Source organism: Streptomyces sp. NPDC098101 (assembly GCF_044760185.1).
Lineage (GTDB): Bacteria > Actinomycetota > Actinomycetes > Streptomycetales > Streptomycetaceae > Streptomyces.
In genome coordinates this window covers 351,897-369,481 of the sequence record NZ_JBIWAS010000006.1, presented here as the reverse complement: position 1 = coordinate 369,481, position 17,585 = coordinate 351,897, and the positions used below count along the sequence as shown (strand labels likewise).

The window sequence follows — 17,585 nt, the reverse complement described above, 5'->3', positions numbered from 1 at the left end:
TCGGTCGCGTACGTCCGGGATCAGAGCCCGGCGGCCTGCTTGAGGGCGTCGACGCGGTCGGTGCGCTCCCAGGTGAAGTCCGGCAGCTCGCGGCCGAAGTGGCCGTAGGCGGCGGTCTGGGAGTAGATCGGGCGGAGCAGGTCGAGGTCGCGGATGATCGCGGCCGGGCGGAGGTCGAAGACCTCGGCGATGGCGTTCTCGATCCTCTCGACGTCGACCGTGTTGGTCCCGAAGGTCTCGACGAAGAGGCCGACGGGCTCGGCCTTGCCGATCGCGTAGGCGACCTGGACCTCGCAGCGCGCGGCGAGGCCGGCGGCGACGACGTTCTTGGCGACCCAGCGCATGGCGTAGGCGGCCGAGCGGTCGACCTTCGACGGGTCCTTGCCGGAGAAGGCGCCGCCGCCGTGGCGGGCCATGCCGCCGTACGTGTCGATGATGATCTTGCGGCCGGTGAGGCCGGCGTCGCCCATCGGGCCGCCGATCTCGAAGCGGCCGGTCGGGTTCACCAGGAGGCGGTAGCCCTCGGTGTCGAGCTTGATGCCGTCCTCGACGAGCTGCCCCAGCACGTGCTCGACGACGAACTCGCGGATGTCGGGCGCGAGCAGCGACTCCAGGTCGATGTCGGAGGCGTGCTGCGAGGAGACCACGACCGTGTCGAGGCGGACGGCCTTGTCGCCGTCGTACTCGATGGTGACCTGGGTCTTGCCGTCGGGGCGCAGGTACGGGATGGTGCCGTTCTTGCGGACCTCGGTGAGGCGGCGCGAGAGCCGGTGCGCGATGTGGATCGGCAGCGGCATCAGCTCGGGGGTCTCGTCCGACGCGTAGCCGAACATCAGGCCCTGGTCGCCGGCGCCCTGCTTGTCGAGCTCGTCCTCGTCGCCCTCGACCCGCTTCTCGTACGCGGTGTCGACACCCTGGGCGATGTCCGGGGACTGCGACCCGATGGACACCGACACGCCGCAGGAGGCGCCGTCGAAGCCCTTCTTCGAGGAGTCGTACCCGATCTCGAGGATCTTGTTCCGGACGAGGGTGGGGATGTCCGCCCACGCCTTGGTGGTCACCTCGCCGGCGACGTGCACCAGGCCGGTGGTGATCAACGTCTCGACGGCGACGCGCGAGGTGGGGTCCTCGCGCAGCAGTGCGTCGAGGATGGTGTCGCTGATCTGGTCAGCGATCTTGTCGGGGTGCCCCTCGGTGACGGACTCCGAGGTGAACAGACGACGGGACACAACGCTCCCTGGGGTTGCAGCGGCTGCTGGCTACTCGTGGCTCGGACCGGCAGGGGGCTGCGCCCCGCGACGTTCCACGAACAGTCTATCGGTCGTGGTCGGACAATGGACCAGGTGTCTCGCCTGGCGAATGCCCCCGGGCGGCCGGAACCGGCCGCCGACAAGGGCGGGACGGCCGCTCCGGTGGGACGCGAATCACTCGCGAGGCGGTGTTTCGCTCCTCCGCCCGGGTGACGGCGGGCCGGGCTGACCGGACCCGGACATCTCAGTGGGTGGGACGCAGCCGGGGCAGGACCAGGTCCCAGACCGTCTCGGCGAGCGCTTCCTTCGGCCCGTACGGCACGGGGGTCTCGGTGCCGTCCGCCGCGAGCACCACGGCCTCGTTCTCCTCGGAGCCGAAGGTCTTGCGCTCCCCGACCTCGTTGACGACGAGGAGGTCGCAGCCCTTGCGGGCGAGCTTCTCCCGTCCGTTGGCGAGGACGTCGTCGGTCTCGGCGGCGAAGCCGACGACGACCTGGCCGGGCAGGGCCCGGTCGGCGGAGATCTCGGCGAGGATGTCGGGGTTGCGGACGAGTTCGACGACGGGGGCGCCGTCGTCGCCCTTCTTCTTGATCTTGCCGGGGGCGTAGACGGCGGGGCGGAAGTCGGCGACGGCGGCGGCCATGACCACCGCGTCGGCGTCGGCGACGGCCTTGAGGACGGCCTCGCGGAGCTGGACGGCGGTGCCGACGCGGACGACGTCGACGCCGGCCGGGTCGGGGAGGCCGGTGTTGGCCTCGACGAGGGTGACCCGGGCTCCCCGGGCGGCGGCGGCCCCGGCGAGGGCGTAGCCCTGCTTGCCGGAGGAGCGGTTGCCCAGGTAGCGGACGGGGTCGAGGGGCTCGCGGGTGCCGCCCGCGCTGACCACGACGTGCCGGCCGGCGAGGTCGGGGGCGGTGACGCCCCGGGCGAGGACGCGGCGGCAGACCTCGAAGATCGCGGCGGGGTCGGGCAGCCGTCCCTTGCCGGTGTCAACGCCGGTGAGGCGGCCGACGGCGGGCTCGATGACGACGGCGCCTCGGCGGCGCAGGGTCGCCACGTTCTCCCGGGTGGCCGGGTGCTCCCACATCTCGGTGTGCATGGCGGGGGCGAAGACGACGGGACAGCGCGCGGTGAGCAGCGTGTTGGTGAGGAGGTCGTCGGCGAGGCCGTGGGCGGCCTTGGCGAGCATGTCGGCGGTGGCGGGGGCGACCACGACGAGGTCGGCGGCCTGGCCGATCCGCACGTGCGGCACCTCGTGGACGGACTCCCACACCTCGGTCGAGACGGGGTTCCCGGAGAGCGCGGACCAGGTGGCCTCGCCGACGAAGTGCAGTGCGGAGTCGGTGGGCACGACCCGGACGTCGTGGCCCGACTCGGTGAGCCGGCGGAGCAGCTCGCACGCCTTGTAGGCGGCGATGCCGCCGGTGACGCCCAGAACGACCTTCGGCTTTGCCACGACTTCCACGACTCCCCGCACTCGGACGCGCACTCGGATGCGTACGACTCCATGAGACACCACAGGCCCGGCGGATGTTCCGCCGGGCCTGTGGTGACAGATATGACAAACGCCGTGCGTTTACTGCGCCGGACCCTCGATGGCCTCGGACGTCAGCAGGCCCGCGTTGATCTCGCGCAGCGCGATCGAGAGCGGCTTCTCGTGGACGTGGGTGTCGACGAGCGGACCCACGTACTCCAGCAGGCCCTCGCCGAGCTGGGAGTAGTACGCGTTGATCTGACGCGCGCGCTTGGCCGCGTAGATCACGAGGCTGTACTTCGAGTCGGTGGCCTCGAGCAGCTCGTCGATCGGCGGGTTGATGATGCCCTCGGGCGCGGTGATGGAAGAGGACACGCTCTACCTTCCGAAGATGGAAAAAAGATCAGACACACTGCAGGGAACCGGGGATCATTCCCCAGAAGACAGCAGCATCAACGTTAGCAGCTCGCGCGCCACGTCCTCGACGGAGGTGTTGACGAGGGTGGTGTCGAACTCGGACTCGGCGGCCAGCTCGACCTTCGCGGCGTCGAGACGGCGCTCGATGACCTCGGGGGACTCGGTGCCGCGGCCGGTGAGGCGGCGGACCAGCTCCTCCCAGCTCGGCGGGGCCAGGAAGACCAGCTGGGACTCCGGCATGGAGTCCTTCACCTGACGGGCGCCCTGGAGGTCGATCTCCAGGAGGACGGGCTCGCCGGCGTCGAGGCGGTCGAGGACCGCGCCGCGCGGGGTGCCGTAGCGGTTGCCCGCGAACTCGGCCCATTCGAGGAGCTCGCCGTTGGCGATCAGCTTGTCGAACTCGTCGTCCGTCACGAAGAAGTAGTGGACGCCGTGCTTCTCGCCGGGGCGGGGCTTCCGCGTCGTCGCCGACACCGAGAGCCAGACCTCGGGGTGGACCTTGCGCATATGCGCGACGACCGTGCTCTTGCCGACCCCTGAGGGGCCGGAGAGCACGGTCAGCCGCGGACGTACCTCTGCTGCCATGCAGCGATTATTCCAGTGGTTCACCCCTGCTTGCGCAGGGAGGACGCCTCATGCCGGGAATGTCCCGAAAGGTCAGGCGCCGGTGGAGCCGAACTCTCGCTCCAGGGAGGCGATCTGGTTGGAGCCGAGACCGCGTACCCGGCGGCTCTCGGAGATGCCGAGCCGCTCCATGATCTGCTTGGCGCGGACCTTGCCCACGCCCGGCAGGGACTCAAGGAGCGCGGAGACCTTCATCTTGCCGATGACGTCGTTCTCCTGGCCGGTCTTGATGACGTCGTGGAGGGATGCGCCGGAGTGCTTGAGTCGATTCTTGACCTCGGCCCGCTCCCGGCGAGCCGCGGCGGCCTTCTCGAGCGCGGCTGCGCGCTGTTCAGGGGTAAGGGGCGGAAGAGCCACGCCTACGTCACCTCGGATGTCGATCTGTCGGATACGGACCGGTGAGGAACCTAGTCGCCCCGCACCAGTGGAGCAACGATCAACGGAGTGGCCGTTGAACGCCTGCTCTGCCCCGGAGACTAGCGGCCGAGGCCGCTCCAGTCAGCGAGAACAGCGGAAAAGTCCTGGTCAGCATCGACCGACCAGGACTTTCCCGACATAAAGACCGGGTTTTGGGCCAAGTTTTCGTCAAGTGGTGAGACGGCCGGCCGGCGCGGGCCGCCGAACCGGGCCCGATCCGCTCCGACCTGCGGATTGGTCCCGGCGGGGATCAGGCGCCGACGGCCGCGCGGATCTCGTCCGCGTAGCGGAGCGCCGAGTCCCGCAGGGCGGTGGCGTCCGGACCGTGCCGCAGGACCCCCCGGCTGACGTTCGGGACGACGTTGCGGACCGCCGCGCCGAAGACGGCGGGGAGGTCGGCGGGGGTCGCGCCCTGGGCGCCGATGCCGGGGGCGAGGAGCGGGCCGTTGACGTCCAGGTCGAAGGAGGAGAGGTCGCCGAGGGTGGCGCCGACGACCGCGCCGAAGGAGCCCATGGGGGTCTCCCCCGCGTTCTCCTCGGCCAGGTGGGCGAGCATCGTCGCGCCGACCGTCCTTCCGTCCTCGCGGACGGCCCGCTGGACCTCGGAGCCCTCCGGGTTGGAGGTGAGGGCCAGGACGAAGAGGCCGGCGCCGGACTCCCGGGCCAGGTCGACGGCCGGCTTCAGGGAGCCGTAGCCGAGGTACGGGGAGACCGTGAGCGCGTCGGAGAAGAGCGGGGAGTCCTTGCGCAGGAAGGCCTCGGCGTAGGCGGCCATGGTGGAGCCGATGTCCCCGCGCTTGGCGTCCATGACGACCAGGCCGCCCGCCGCGCGCAGGTCGGAGACGGCGCGCTCCAGGACGGCGACGCCGCGCGAGCCGAACCGCTCGAAGAAGGCGGACTGGGGCTTGAAGACGGCCACGGTCCCGGCGAGGGCCTCGACGACGGTGAAGGTGAAGCGCTCCAGGCCGGCGATGTCGTCCGTGAGGCCCCAGGAGTCGAGCAGGGCGGCGTGCGGGTCGATGCCGACGCAGAGCGGGCCGCGCTCGTCCATGGCGGCGCGCAGGCGGGATCCGAAGGAGAGCGTCACGGGGTGGCCTTTCGGTTGTCGGCGCCGACGGCCTCGGCGAGGGTGGCGTACGGGGAGGCCGCGAGGCGCGCGGCGAGGCCCTTGTGGATCGCGCGGGCGTAGAACGGGCCCTCGTAGACGAAGGCGCTGTAGCCCTGGACGAGGGTGGCGCCGGCGAGGATGCGCTGCCAGGCGTCCTCGGCGTTCTCGATGCCGCCGACGCCGACGAGGACCAGGCGGTCGCCCACGCGCGCGTGGAGGCGGCGCAGGACCTCCAGGGAGCGCTGCTTGACCGGGCGTCCGGACAGGCCGCCGGTCTCCTCGACCAGTTCAGGCGCCGACTTCAGGCCGAGGCCCTCGCGGGCGATGGTGGTGTTGGTGGCGATGATGCCGTCGAGGCCCAGCTCCAGGGCGAGGTCGGCGACCGCGTCCACGTCCTCGTCGGCCAGGTCGGGGGCGATCTTGACCAGGAGGGGGACCCGGCGGTCGGTGACCGTGCGGTCGGCGGCCTCCCGCACGGCCGTCAGGAGGGGGCGCAGGGACTCGGTGGCCTGGAGGTTGCGCAGGCCCGGGGTGTTCGGGGAGGAGACGTTGACGACGAGGTAGTCGGCGTGCGCGGCGAGGCGCTCGGTGGACTTCACGTAGTCGGCGGCGGCCTCGGCCTCGGGGACGACCTTGGTCTTGCCGATGTTGACGCCCACGACCGTCCTGAAGACCGGTACGCGCGCGTGGAGGCGGGCGGCGACGGCGGCGGAGCCCTCGTTGTTGAAGCCCATGCGGTTGATCAGGGCGCGGTCCGGGACCAGCCGGAAGAGCCGCTTCTTGGGGTTGCCGGGCTGGGCCTCGCCGGTGACGGTGCCGATCTCGACGTGGTCGAAGCCGAGCATGGCCATGCCGTCGATGGCGACGGCGTTCTTGTCGAAGCCGGCGGCGAGGCCGAAGGGGCCGTGCATCCGCAGGCCGAGGGCCTCGGTGCGCAGCTCCTCGTAGCGGGGGGCGAGGGCGGCGGCGACGAAGGTGCGGAGCACCGGGACGCGGGCGGCCAGGCGGATCCAGCGGAAGGCCAGGTAGTGGGCCTTCTCGGGGTCCATCCGCTTGAAGACCAGGTGGAAGAACAGCTTGTACATCGTCCGAAATATCCCTTGTTCGGTCATGAAGAGGGGGACACCGCGCTGTGGCCGGTGTCCCCCTTCTCCGTACGGGCTGCTAGTCGCGGGCCGCGACGAGGTGCTCGGCGTGCTCCTGGAGGGAGCGGACGCCGACGCCGCCGTGGTTGAGCGCGTCGATGCCCTGGACGGCTGCGGCGAGGGCCTGGACGGTGGTCAGGCACGGGACGCCACGGGCGACAGCGGCGGTACGGATCTCGTAGCCGTCGAGGCGGCCGCCGGTGCCGTAGGGGGTGTTGACGATGAGGTCGACCTCCCCGTCGTGGACGAGCTGCACGATCGTCTTCTCGCCGTTCGGGCCCTCGCCCTCGCTGAGCTTGCGCACGATCGTGGCGTTGATCCCGTTGCGCTTGAGGACCTCGGCCGTCCCGGAGGTGGCCAGGAGCTCGAAGCCGTGGGCGACCAGCTCACGGGCCGGGAAGATCATCGAGCGCTTGTCCCGGTTGGCGACCGAGATGAACGCCCGCCCCTTGGTCGGCAGCGGCCCGTACGCGCCGGCCTGCGACTTGGCGTAGGCGGTGCCGAAGACCGAGTCGATGCCCATCACCTCGCCGGTGGACCGCATCTCCGGGCCCAGGACGGTGTCCACGCCCCGGCCGTGGATGTCGCGGAAGCGGCTCCAGGGCATGACGGCCTCCTTGACGGAGATCGGCGCGTCGAACGGCAGGGTCCCACCGTCGCCGTTCCTCGGCAGCAGGCCCTCCGCGCGCAGCTCGGCGATGGTGGCACCCAGCGAGATCCGGGCCGCCGCCTTCGCCAGCGGCACCGCGGTCGCCTTGGAGGTGAACGGCACGGTCCGCGAGGCACGCGGGTTGGCCTCCAGGACGTAGAGGATGTCCCCGGCCATCGCGAACTGGATGTTGATCAGACCACGGACCCCGACGCCCTTGGCGATGGCCTCGGTGGAGGCCCGCAGCCGCTTGATGTCGTGCCCGCCCAGCGTGATCGGGGGCAGCGCGCAGGCCGAGTCACCGGAGTGGATACCGGCCTCCTCGATGTGCTCCATCACCCCGCCGAGGTACAGCTCCTCGCCGTCGTAGAGCGCGTCCACGTCGATCTCGATCGCGTCGTCGAGGAACCGGTCGACCAGGACCGGCCGGGTGGGGCTGATCTCGGTGGACTCGGCGATGTACGACTCCAGGCGGGCCTCGTCGTACACGATCTCCATGCCGCGTCCGCCGAGCACGTACGAGGGGCGGACCAGGACGGGGTAGCCGATCTCGTCCGCGATGGCCTTGGCGCCGGCGAAGGTGGTGGCGGTGCCGTGCTTGGGGGCCGGAAGGCCGGCCTCGGCCAGGACCTGTCCGAAGGCGCCCCGGTCCTCGGCGGCGTGGATGGCCTCGGGGGAGGTGCCGACGACCGGAACGCCGTTGTCCTTGAGCGCCTGGGACAGACCCAGCGGGGTCTGGCCGCCGAGCTGCACGACGACGCCCGCGACCGGCCCGGCGAGGGTCTCGGCGTGGACGATCTCCAGCACGTCCTCCAGCGTCAGCGGCTCGAAGTACAGCCGGTCGGAGGTGTCGTAGTCCGTGGAGACCGTCTCGGGGTTGCAGTTGACCATCACGGTCTCGTAGCCCGCCTCGCTCAGCGCGAAGGAGGCATGAACGCAGGAGTAGTCGAACTCGATGCCCTGACCGATCCGGTTCGGACCCGACCCCAGAATGATCACCGCCGGCTTCTCACGCGGCGCGACCTCCGACTCCTCGTCGTAGGAGGAGTAGAAGTACGGCGTCTTCGCCGCGAACTCCGCCGCACAGGTGTCCACCGTCTTATAGACCGGGCGGACGCCGAGGGCGTGCCGGACCTCACGGACGACGTCCTCGCGCAGGCCACGGATCTCCGCGATCTGGGCGTCGGAGAAGCCGTGGCGCTTGGCCTCGGCCAGGATCTCCGGGTCGAGCTTCTCGGCGGCGGCCAGCTCGTCGGCGATCTCCTTGATCAGGAAGAGCTGGTCGACGAACCACGGGTCGATCTTCGTCGCGTCGAAGACCTCGTCCGGGGTGGCACCGGCCCGGATCGACTGCATCACGGTGTTGATCCGGCCGTCGGTCGGACGGACCGACTCGCGCAGCAGCTCGTCCTTGTCGCCGGGCTCGCCCACGAAGGTGAACTGCGAGCCCTTCTTCTCCAGGGACCGCAGGGCCTTCTGGAGGGCCTCGGTGAAGTTCCGGCCGATCGCCATGGCCTCGCCGACCGACTTCATGGTCGTGGTCAGCGTGGAGTCGGCGGCCGGGAACTTCTCGAAGGCGAAGCGGGGCGCCTTGACGACGACGTAGTCGAGCGTGGGCTCGAAGGACGCCGGGGTCTTCTCCGTGATGTCGTTCGGGATCTCGTCCAGCGTGTAGCCCACGGCGAGACGGGCCGCGATCTTGGCGATCGGGAAGCCGGTCGCCTTGGAGGCGAGCGCGGAGGAGCGGGAGACACGCGGGTTCATCTCAATGACGATGATCCGGCCGTCGTCCGGGTTGACCGCGAACTGGATGTTGCAGCCGCCGGTGTCGACGCCGACCTCGCGGATGATCGCGATGCCGATGTCGCGGAGGACCTGGTACTCGCGGTCGGTCAGCGTCATCGCCGGGGCGACGGTGATCGAGTCACCGGTGTGGACGCCCATCGGGTCGAAGTTCTCGATGGAGCAGACGACCACGACGTTGTCGTTCTTGTCGCGCATCAGCTCCAGCTCGTACTCCTTCCAGCCGAGGATCGACTCCTCCAGGAGGACCTCGGTGGTGGGAGAGAGCGTCAGGCCCTGGCCGGCGATGCGGCGCAGCTCCTCCTCGTCGTGGGCGAAACCGGAGCCGGCGCCGCCCATGGTGAAGGAGGGGCGGACGACGACGGGGTAGCCGCCGAGGGTGTCGACGCCCTTGAGGACGTCGTCCATGGAGTGGCAGATGACCGAGCGGGCGGACTCGCCGTGCCCGATCTTGGCCTTGACGGCCTCGACGACGCCCTTGAAGAGGTCGCGGTCCTCGCCCTTGTGGATGGCCTCGACGTTCGCGCCGATCAGCTCCACCCCGTACTTCTCCAGGACGCCCTGCTCGTGCATGGAGATCGCGGTGTTCAGCGCGGTCTGGCCGCCGAGGGTGGGCAGGAGGGCGTCGGGGCGCTCCTTGGCGATGATCTTCTCGACGAACTCGGGAGTGATCGGCTCGACGTAGGTGGCGTCGGCGATCTCCGGGTCGGTCATGATCGTGGCCGGGTTGGAGTTCACCAGGATCACCCGCAGGCCCTCGGCCTTGAGGATGCGGCACGCCTGGGTGCCGGAGTAGTCGAACTCGGCGGCCTGGCCGATCACGATCGGGCCGGAGCCGATGACCAGGACGGACTGGATATCGGTGCGCTTAGGCACGCTCGGCCTCCATGAGGGATACGAAGCGGTCGAAGAGGTACGCGGCGTCGTGCGGGCCTGCTGCCGCCTCGGGGTGGTACTGCACCGAGAAGGCCGGCCGGTCGAGCAGCTGGAGTCCCTCCACGACGTTGTCGTTCAGACAGACGTGGGAGACCTCGGCGCGGCCGAAGGGAGTGTCGGAGACCTTGTCGAGGGGCGCGTCCACGGCGAAGCCGTGGTTGTGCGCGGTGACCTCGACCTTGCCGGTGGTGCGGTCCTGGACCGGCTGGTTGATGCCCCGGTGGCCGTACTTCAGCTTGTACGTGCCGAAGCCGAGCGCCCGGCCCAGGATCTGGTTGCCGAAGCAGATGCCGAAGAGCGGCGTCTTGCGCTCCAGGACGGCCCGCATGAGAGCGACGGGGCCGTCCGCGGTGGCCGGGTCGCCGGGGCCGTTGGAGAAGAACACTCCGTCGGGCTCGACGGCGTAGACGTCCTCGGCGGTGGCGGTGGCGGGCAGGACGTGGACCTCGATGCCGCGCTCGGCCATCCGGTGCGGGGTCATGCCCTTGATGCCGAGGTCGACGGCGGCGACGGTGAACTTCTTCTCGCCGACGGCGGGGACGACGTACGTCTCCTTGGTGGCGACCTCGGCGGAGAGGTTCGCGCCCTTCATCTCGGGCTGCGTCTTGACCTTGGCGAGCAGGGCCTCGTCGCGGACGCCGGTCCAGGCGTCGCCGGAGAAGATGCCGACGCGCATCGCGCCGCGCTCGCGCAGGTGGCGGGTGAGGGCGCGGGTGTCGACGCCGGAGATCCCGACGACGCCCTGGCGCTCCAGCTCCTCGTCGAGCGAGCGCTTCGCGCGCCAGTTGGAGGAGACGCGGGCGGGGTCGCGGACGACGTAGCCGGAGACCCAGATGCGGCCGGACTCGGGGTCCTCGTCGTTGACGCCGGTGTTGCCGACGTGCGGGGCGGTCATCACCACGACCTGCCGGTGGTACGACGGGTCGGTCAGGGTCTCCTGGTAGCCGGTCATGCCGGTGGAGAACACGGCCTCGCCGAAGGTCTCCCCCACGGCCCCGTAGGCGCGGCCGCGGAAGATCCGGCCGTCCTCCAGGACGAGTACGGCGGGAGTCTTGGCGGCTCCCCTGGTGGAGGTCGTCATCGTGCGATGCCTTCCGTTGCGCTGATCATGGAGTTGACGGTCTCGACCCAGGCGGTGTGTTCCGCCGCCCGGTCGGACCGGAAGCCGGAGTCGAGGAGGGTGCCGCCGTGCTCCCAGGTGACGATCAGGAGCCCGCCCTCGGCGAGGACCTTGCCGGCGATGCCCTTGTCGAGGCGTGCCTCGCGCAGGGCGTCGGCCGGAATGTGGAAGTCGTTCGCCCCGGGGCGGACGACCGTGATCCCGGCGTCGGTGAGCGTGAGCTCGACGCGGCTGCGGACGCCAAGGCCGTGGGCGACGATCCGGTCGAGCCACTGCCCGGCGGTCGTGGACCCGTGGTAGCGCCCGCTGAGGGTCAGTTTCGCCGCACCGGCCGTCTCCGGCGCGGCGGGCAGTGCGGGGAGGTCCGACTGGAGGCTGCCGCGCCACTTCCAGCCCTGGCGCATGAGCCAGTACACGAAGGCGATGAAGAGCAGCAGTCCGGCGACCCAGCCGATCCTTCCGGCCCAGTCGGTCACCTCCGCCGACTTCTGTTCGGCTGCCTCTGCGGCGATTGCGATGAGTGGTGTCACGCCAGCTTCCCGTCCACGACCGTTGCCCGGCCCCGCAGGAAGGTGTGGGTGACGCGTCCCGGCAGCTCGCGGCCCTCGTACGGGGTGTTGCGGCTGCGGGAGGCGAAGTCCGCGGGGTCCACGACTCCACGGTAAGCCGGATCGACCAGGGTCAGGTTCGCGGGCTCACCAGCCGAGACGGGTCGTCCGTGGCCCTTGGCCCGGCCGATGCGGGCGGGGGCGAAGGACATGCGGTCGGCGACGCCGGCCCAGTCGAGGAGTCCGGTCTCGACCATCGTCTGCTGGACGACGGAGAGGGCGGTCTCCAGGCCGACCATGCCCATGGCGGCCGCGGCCCACTCGCAGTCCTTGTCCTCGTGCGGGTGCGGGGCGTGGTCGGTGGCGACGATGTCGATCGTGCCGTCGGCCAGCGCCTCGCGGAGCGCGAGGACGTCCTTCTCGGTGCGCAGCGGCGGGTTGACCTTGTAGACGGGGTTGTACGAGCGGACCAGCTCGTCCGTGAGGAGGAGGTGGTGCGGGGTGACCTCGGCGGTGACGTCGATGCCTCGGGACTTGGCCCAGCGGACGATCTCGACGGAGCCGGCGGTGGAGAGGTGGCAGATGTGGACGCGGGAGCCGACGTGCTCGGCGAGGAGGACGTCGCGGGCGATGATCGACTCCTCGGCGACGGCGGGCCAGCCGCCGAGGCCGAGCTCGGCGGAGACGATGCCCTCGTTCATCTGGGCGCCCTCGGTGAGGCGGGGCTCCTGGGCGTGCTGGGCGACGACGCCGCCGAAGGCCTTCACGTACTCCAGGGCGCGGCGCATGATCACGGCGTCGTCGACGCACTTGCCGTCGTCGGAGAAGACGGTGACGCCGGCGGCGGAGTCGTGCATGGCGCCGAGCTCGGCGAGCTTCTTGCCCTCCAGGCCGACGGTGACGGCGCCGATGGGCTGCACGTCGCAGTAGCCGTGCTCCTGGCCGAGCCGGTAGACCTGCTCGACGACGCCGGCGGTGTCGGCGACCGGGTGGGTGTTGGCCATGGCGAAGACGGAGGTGTAGCCGCCGGAGGCGGCGGCGCGGGTGCCGGTGAGGACGGTCTCGGAGTCCTCGCGGCCGGGCTCGCGCAGGTGGGTGTGGAGGTCGACCAGGCCCGGCAGCAGGATCTGCCCGTCGGCCTCGATCACGGTCGCGCCCTCGGCGGAGAGCCCGCTTCCGACCTCGGCGACGGTCTCGCCGTCGATCAGGACGTCCTGGACCTCGCCGCCGAGTACCTTCGCGCCGCGGATAAGGATCTTGCTCATGGTTACTTGTTCTCCTCGGTGCGCGCGGCGGGGGTGGTGGTGACGGCGGGCTCGGAGCCGCCCAGGAGCAGGTAGAGCACGGCCATGCGGACGGAGACGCCGTTGGCGACCTGTTCGACGACCGTGCAGCGGTCGGAGTCGGCGACCTCGGCGGTGATCTCCATGCCGCGGACCATGGGGCCGGGGTGCATCACGATGGCGTGCTCGGGCATCCTCGCCATCCGCTCGCCGTCGAGGCCGTAGCGGCGCGAGTACTCGCGCTCGGTGGGGAAGAAGGCGGCGTTCATCCGCTCGCGCTGCACGCGCAGCATCATCACGGCGTCGGACTTGGGCAGCACGGCGTCGAGGTCGTACGAGATCTCGCAGGGCCAGGTCTCGACGCCGACGGGGACCAGGGTGGGCGGGGCCACCAGGGTGACCTCGGCGCCGAGGGTGTGCAGCAGGTCGACGTTGGAGCGGGCGACCCGGCTGTGCAGGACGTCGCCGACGAGGGTGATCCGCTTGCCGGCGAGGTCCTGGCCGAGTCCGGTGTCGCGGCCGACGAGGCGGCGGCGCATGGTGAAGGCGTCCAGGAGGGCCTGGGTGGGGTGCTGGTGGGTGCCGTCGCCGGCGTTGACGACGGGGGCGTCGATCCAGCCGGAGGTGGCGAGCCGGTACGGGGCGCCGGAGGCGCCGTGCCGGATGACGACCGCGTCGACGCCCATGGCCTCAAGGGTCTGGGCGGTGTCCTTGAGGGACTCGCCCTTGGAGACGCTGGAGCCCTTGGCCGCGAAGTTGATGACGTCGGCGGAGAGGCGCTTCTCGGCGGCCTCGAAGGAGATCCGGGTCCGGGTGGAGTCCTCGAAGAAGAGGTTGCAGATGGTGCGGCCGCGCAGGGTCGGCAGCTTCTTGATGGGCCGGTCGGCCACCCGGGCCATCTCCTCGGCGGTGTCGAGGATCAGTACGGCGTCGTCGCGGGTGAGGTCGGCGGCCGAGATGAGGTGACGCATCATCGGGGTTTCTCTCCGTGGTGGGGAGGCGTGCGGGCGTGCGGGGGCAGGGGGGTGCCCCGGCCCCGGCGGGGAAGCCGGTCCGGCTAGGAGGCGGCCTTGGAGCCGAGCAGGACGGTGTCGCGACCGTCTTCCTCGGCGAGCAGGACCTTGACCGTCTCCCGCAGCGACGTGGGGAGGTTCTTGCCGACGTAGTCGGCGCGGATGGGCAGCTCGCGGTGGCCGCGGTCGACGAGGACGGCGAGCTGGACGGCGCGGGGGCGGCCGATGTCGCCGAGGGCGTCGAGGGCGGCGCGGATGGTGCGGCCGGAGAAGAGGACGTCGTCGACGAGGACGACGAGGCGCCCGTCGATGCCGTCGGAGGGGATCTCGGTGCGGCCGATGGCGCGGGCGGGCTTCATCCGCAGGTCGTCCCGGTACATGGTGATGTCCAGGGAGCCGACCGGGACCTTGGTGCCGGTGATGGCGGCGAGCTTCTCGGCGAGCCGGCGGGCGAGGAAGACGCCGCGGGTGGGAATGCCGAGGAGGACCACGTCGTCGGCGCCCTTGGCGCGCTCGACGATCTCGTGGGCGATGCGGGTGAGGACCCGCGCGATGTCGGGGCCTTCGAGAACGGGCCGCGCGTCGTCGCCGTACTGCTGCTGGGTGTCCAGCCGGGTGTCCATGGGAAACGGACCTCCTTCTCCGCCTCACGGGACGGTTCTTAAAGGACGTCGGATGTGCGCGTCGATCCTAGCAGGGGTGGTGCGGGGTCTCACCCGCACCTCCGGCGCCCTTCCGGGCGCCGTCCCCCGGGCGGGGGCGGTACGGACCTTTCGGCTTGACGGGTGGGTGTAACGCTGCGTAACCTCACAGTGAGTTACCAGCCGCGCGGCGCAGCCGCATGTCGTCACAGCGTCCGGGAGCGTTATGTCCAGCGAATACGCAAAGCAGCTCGGGGCCAAACTCCGCGCCATCCGCACCCAGCAGGGTCTCTCGCTCCACGGGGTGGAGGAGAAGTCCCAGGGCCGCTGGAAGGCCGTGGTGGTCGGCTCGTACGAGCGGGGCGACCGCGCCGTGACCGTGCAGCGCCTCGCCGAGCTGGCGGACTTCTACGGGGTGCCGGTGCAGGAGCTCCTGCCGGGCACGACACCGGGCGGGGCCGCCGAGCCGCCGCCGAAGCTGGTCCTGGACCTGGAGCGCCTGGCCCACGTCCCGCAGGAGAAGGCCGGCCCGCTCCAGCGCTACGCCGCGACGATCCAGTCGCAGCGCGGCGACTACAACGGCAAGGTGCTGTCGATCCGCCAGGACGACCTGCGCACCCTCGCCGTCATCTACGACCAGTCCCCCTCGGTCCTCACGGAGCAGCTGATCAGCTGGGGCGTGCTGGACGCGGACGCGCGCCGCGCGGTCGCCCACGAGGACAGCTGACCCCTTCGCGGGACTCAGCAGAAACGTACCGCCGGATCCGTGGACGTCACCGACGTCCACGGATCTCGTGCTTTCCCGGCCCGTACGCCCGTACGAGGCGCCCCCGGGCCCTCGGGAGGCCCACCGGGGCCCGGGAGGGCCCGGACGCGCCGAAGGGGCCCGCAGCACCGGATGCCGCGGGCCCCTTCGGCTGCCGGGGACGGGCGGGGCCTCAGGCCTCGACGTCCCGGCGCAGACGCGGCTTCAGGTCCTTGAAGCGCGCCAGGAGGCCGTTGACGAAGGCCGGCGACTCGTCGGTGGAGAACTCCTTGGCGAGCTGCACCGCCTCGTCGATCGCGACCGCGTCCGGGGTGCCGTCCTCCCAGATCAGCTCGTACGCGCCGAGGCGCACGATGTTCCGGTCGGCGACGGGCATCCGGTCGAGGTCCCAGTCCACCGCGTAGGTCGCGATGAGCTCGTCGATCCGCGCCACGCGGGACGCGTACCCCTCCACCAGCTGCATGGTGAACTCGTTGACCGGCGGCTGCCGGTCGTCCGACCGGGCGTGCCGGACCTGGTCCGCGAGGACCTCCTGGACGGAGGCGCCGCGCTGGTCGGCCTCGAAGAGGATCTGGAAGGCGCGCTTGCGGGCCTTGCTCCGAGCGGCCACGGTTAGTCGTTCACCCGGCCGAGGTAGTCGCTGCTGCGCGTGTCGACCTTGATCTTCTCACCGGTGGTGATGAAGAGCGGGACCTGGATCTCGTGGCCGGTCTCCAGCGTGGCGGGCTTGGTGCCGCCGGTGGAGCGGTCGCCCTGGACGCCCGGGTCGGTGTGCTGGATCGTCAGGACGACGGCGGCCGGGAGCTCGACGTAGAGCACCTCGCCCTCGTGCTGCGCGACGGAGGCGGTGAAGCCCTCGATCAGGAAGTTCGCGGCGTCGCCGACGGCCTTGCGGTCGACGTGCAGCTGGTCGTACGTCTCCATGTCCATGAAGACGAAGTAGTCGCCGTCCATGTAGGAGAACTGCATGTCACGACGGTCGATGGTGGCCGTCTCGACCTTGACGCCCGCGTTGAAGGTCTTGTCGACGACCTTGCCGGACAGCACGTTCTTGAGCTTGGTGCGCACGAAGGCCGGGCCCTTGCCGGGCTTGACGTGCTGGAACTCGACGACGGACCAGAGCTGGCCGCCTTCGAGCTTGAGCACCATGCCGTTCTTGAGGTCGTTCGTGGAAGCCACGGTTGCGGAATCTCCTGGACTCTGGACTGACGTGGGACCGGGGAGGCGTGCGCGCCCTACAGCGCGAGCAGCTCCTTGGTCGTGATGGTGAGTAGCTCGGGTCCGCCGTCCGCCTCCTGGCGCACGACGAGCGTGTCATCGATCCGGACACCGCCCCGGCCCGGGAGGTGGACCCCCGGTTCGACGGTGACCGGCACACAAGCGTCCAGTTTACCCATGGCCGAGGGTGACAACTGCGGGTCCTCGTCGATTTCGAGCCCCACACCGTGCCCGGTGAGCGGCACGGCGGCCTCCGCGTGCCCCGCCGCCTTCAGGATCCGGCGGGCCGCCCGGTCCACGTCCCGGTACTCGGCGCCGGGCACCAGGGACTCCCGCCCGGCCCGCTGAGCGGCGAAGACGAGTTCGTACAGCTCGATCTGCCACTCGGCGGGGGTGGTGCCGATGACGAAGGTGCGGCCGATCTCGCACCGGTAGCCGCGGTAGTCGGCGCCGAGGCAGACGGAGAGGAAATCGCCCTCCTCGACCCGGCGGTCGGTGGGCCGGTGTCCCCGGCGGCCGGAGTGCGGCCCGGTCGCGACCGAGGTGGGGAAGGCGGCCCCGTCGGCGCCGTGGTCGACGAGCCGCCGCTCCAGCTCCAGGGCGAGGTGTCGCTCGGTCCGTCCCACCAGGATGGATTCGAGGAGTTCGCCGAGGGCCTGGTCGGTGATCTCGGCGGCGATCCTGAGACAGGCGATCTCGTCCTCGTCCTTGACGATCCTGAGCTGCTCCACGGCGCAGTCCAGATCGGTGAGGCGCGGCGCGGACGCGACGGTGCCCATGGCCCGGTGCCGGGCCACCGTCAGGTGGTGCTCCTCGACGGCGAGGGCGTCGGCGCCCGCCCGGCGGGCGAGGTCGACGGCCGCGACGGCCGGATCCCCTCCCCCGGTGGGCAGCACCTGCTGCCGGAGCAGTTCGTCGAGCCGCCCGTCGGCCGGTTCGCCCCCGGGCGCGACGGGGCAGAGCAGGACGTCCGCCTCCGGTTCGGGGCCGACGAGCAGGACGGCGCCCGGCGGGGAGCCGCCCGCGAGATAGCGGACGTTGGCGGGGCGGGAGACCAGGGCCGCCGGGCTGCCCGCGGCCGCGCACCGGTCGCGCAGCCGTACACGGCGGTCCGCATACACCTCTGACATGCTCCGAGCGTACGAGCAGCGGGCCGCCCCGGCCTGTTCGGGA

Annotated in this window: 17 protein-coding genes; 1 reads left to right on the top strand and 16 read right to left on the bottom strand. The window is 71.0% G+C overall.

Annotated elements, in window-relative coordinates; translation table 11 throughout:
* Window positions 1–20: 20 nt before the first annotated feature.
* The 13 genes from metK to pyrR form a co-directional block, all read right to left on the bottom strand.
* Entirely contained in the window at window positions 21–1,229 is a 1,209-nt protein-coding gene (gene metK / locus ACIQVI_RS27195) for a methionine adenosyltransferase (protein WP_351973337.1), read from the bottom strand.
* A gap of 265 nt (window positions 1,230–1,494) precedes the next feature.
* A complete protein-coding gene (gene coaBC, locus ACIQVI_RS27190) occupies window positions 1,495–2,706 on the bottom strand; it encodes a bifunctional phosphopantothenoylcysteine decarboxylase/phosphopantothenate--cysteine ligase CoaBC (RefSeq protein ID WP_403600400.1) in 1,212 nt (403 codons plus the stop codon).
* A gap of 120 nt (window positions 2,707–2,826) precedes the next feature.
* Complete coding sequence (gene rpoZ / locus ACIQVI_RS27185) at window positions 2,827–3,099, bottom strand: DNA-directed RNA polymerase subunit omega (RefSeq protein ID WP_005319902.1); 273 nt, start codon at window positions 3,097–3,099, stop codon at window positions 2,827–2,829.
* Window positions 3,100–3,153: 54 nt separating this feature from the next.
* Entirely contained in the window at window positions 3,154–3,726 is a 573-nt protein-coding gene (gmk, locus tag ACIQVI_RS27180; protein WP_351973339.1) for a guanylate kinase, read from the bottom strand.
* A gap of 72 nt (window positions 3,727–3,798) precedes the next feature.
* Window positions 3,799–4,122 (bottom strand): integration host factor, encoded by a 324-nt coding sequence (locus ACIQVI_RS27175; RefSeq protein WP_121828861.1) that lies wholly within the window; start codon window positions 4,120–4,122, stop codon window positions 3,799–3,801.
* Between the two features lie 310 nt (window positions 4,123–4,432).
* Entirely contained in the window at window positions 4,433–5,269 is an 837-nt protein-coding gene (gene pyrF, locus ACIQVI_RS27170; RefSeq protein WP_351973340.1) for an orotidine-5'-phosphate decarboxylase, read from the bottom strand.
* Complete coding sequence (locus tag ACIQVI_RS27165) at window positions 5,266–6,375, bottom strand: quinone-dependent dihydroorotate dehydrogenase (RefSeq protein WP_403600396.1); 1,110 nt, start codon at window positions 6,373–6,375, stop codon at window positions 5,266–5,268. Before ACIQVI_RS27165 ends, pyrF begins: the two co-directional genes overlap by 4 nt.
* 79 nt (window positions 6,376–6,454) lie before the next feature.
* Window positions 6,455–9,763 carry a carbamoyl-phosphate synthase large subunit gene (carB, locus tag ACIQVI_RS27160; protein WP_403600393.1) on the bottom strand — a complete coding sequence of 1,103 codons (3,309 nt, stop codon included), beginning with the start codon at window positions 9,761–9,763 and terminating at the stop codon, window positions 6,455–6,457.
* A complete protein-coding gene (gene carA, locus ACIQVI_RS27155; RefSeq protein ID WP_403600390.1) occupies window positions 9,756–10,904 on the bottom strand; it encodes a glutamine-hydrolyzing carbamoyl-phosphate synthase small subunit in 1,149 nt (382 codons plus the stop codon). The genes carB and carA overlap by 8 nt, the downstream gene beginning before the upstream one ends.
* The gene (locus tag ACIQVI_RS27150) at window positions 10,901–11,473 is read right to left on the bottom strand and encodes a hypothetical protein (RefSeq protein ID WP_163013762.1); all 573 of its coding nucleotides are present in this window, start codon (window positions 11,471–11,473) and stop codon (window positions 10,901–10,903) included. The genes carA and ACIQVI_RS27150 overlap by 4 nt, the downstream gene beginning before the upstream one ends.
* On the bottom strand, window positions 11,470–12,756 hold the full coding sequence (locus tag ACIQVI_RS27145; protein ID WP_383417237.1) for a dihydroorotase: 1,287 nt from the start codon (window positions 12,754–12,756) through the stop codon (window positions 11,470–11,472). Before ACIQVI_RS27145 ends, ACIQVI_RS27150 begins: the two co-directional genes overlap by 4 nt.
* Before the next feature lie 2 nt (window positions 12,757–12,758).
* Complete coding sequence (locus ACIQVI_RS27140; RefSeq protein WP_351973949.1) at window positions 12,759–13,748, bottom strand: aspartate carbamoyltransferase catalytic subunit; 990 nt, start codon at window positions 13,746–13,748, stop codon at window positions 12,759–12,761.
* A gap of 83 nt (window positions 13,749–13,831) precedes the next feature.
* The gene (pyrR, locus tag ACIQVI_RS27135) at window positions 13,832–14,410 is read right to left on the bottom strand and encodes a bifunctional pyr operon transcriptional regulator/uracil phosphoribosyltransferase PyrR (RefSeq protein WP_403600384.1); all 579 of its coding nucleotides are present in this window, start codon (window positions 14,408–14,410) and stop codon (window positions 13,832–13,834) included.
* A gap of 244 nt (window positions 14,411–14,654) precedes the next feature.
* Here pyrR and bldD point away from each other — a divergent pair, with 244 nt between their 5' ends.
* Complete coding sequence (bldD, locus tag ACIQVI_RS27130; RefSeq protein WP_030214967.1) at window positions 14,655–15,155, top strand: transcriptional regulator BldD; 501 nt, start codon at window positions 14,655–14,657, stop codon at window positions 15,153–15,155.
* A 211-nt stretch (window positions 15,156–15,366) separates the two neighbouring features.
* On the opposite strand, the gene nusB is transcribed toward bldD, so the two are convergent.
* The 3 genes from nusB to ACIQVI_RS27115 are packed head-to-tail and all read right to left on the bottom strand — an operon-like array spanning window position 15,367 to window position 17,542.
* A complete protein-coding gene (nusB, locus tag ACIQVI_RS27125) occupies window positions 15,367–15,804 on the bottom strand; it encodes a transcription antitermination factor NusB (protein ID WP_121828870.1) in 438 nt (145 codons plus the stop codon).
* 2 nt (window positions 15,805–15,806) lie between these two features.
* Window positions 15,807–16,373, bottom strand: coding sequence for an elongation factor P (gene efp / locus ACIQVI_RS27120; protein ID WP_121828871.1), 567 nt, complete (start codon window positions 16,371–16,373; stop codon window positions 15,807–15,809).
* A 56-nt stretch (window positions 16,374–16,429) separates the two neighbouring features.
* Complete coding sequence (locus tag ACIQVI_RS27115) at window positions 16,430–17,542, bottom strand: aminopeptidase P family protein (RefSeq protein ID WP_351971677.1); 1,113 nt, start codon at window positions 17,540–17,542, stop codon at window positions 16,430–16,432.
* Window positions 17,543–17,585: the final 43 nt, after the last annotated feature.

Excerpts from the sequence above, each read along its gene's own strand:
- gmk (WP_351973339.1), bottom strand. The coding sequence starts at position 3,726 with ATGGCAGCAGAGGTACGTCCGCGGCTGACCGTGCTCTCCGGCCCCTCA.
- ACIQVI_RS27165 (WP_403600396.1), bottom strand. The coding sequence starts at position 6,375 with ATGTACAAGCTGTTCTTCCACCTGGTCTTCAAGCGGATGGACCCCGAG.
- carA (WP_403600390.1), bottom strand. The coding sequence starts at position 10,904 with ATGACGACCTCCACCAGGGGAGCCGCCAAGACTCCCGCCGTACTCGTC.
- ACIQVI_RS27145 (WP_383417237.1), bottom strand. The coding sequence starts at position 12,756 with ATGAGCAAGATCCTTATCCGCGGCGCGAAGGTACTCGGCGGCGAGGTC.
- ACIQVI_RS27140 (WP_351973949.1), bottom strand. The coding sequence starts at position 13,748 with ATGATGCGTCACCTCATCTCGGCCGCCGACCTCACCCGCGACGACGCC.
- pyrR (WP_403600384.1), bottom strand. The coding sequence starts at position 14,410 with ATGGACACCCGGCTGGACACCCAGCAGCAGTACGGCGACGACGCGCGG.
- bldD (WP_030214967.1), top strand. The coding sequence starts at position 14,655 with ATGTCCAGCGAATACGCAAAGCAGCTCGGGGCCAAACTCCGCGCCATC.
- ACIQVI_RS27115 (WP_351971677.1), bottom strand. The coding sequence starts at position 17,542 with ATGTCAGAGGTGTATGCGGACCGCCGTGTACGGCTGCGCGACCGGTGC.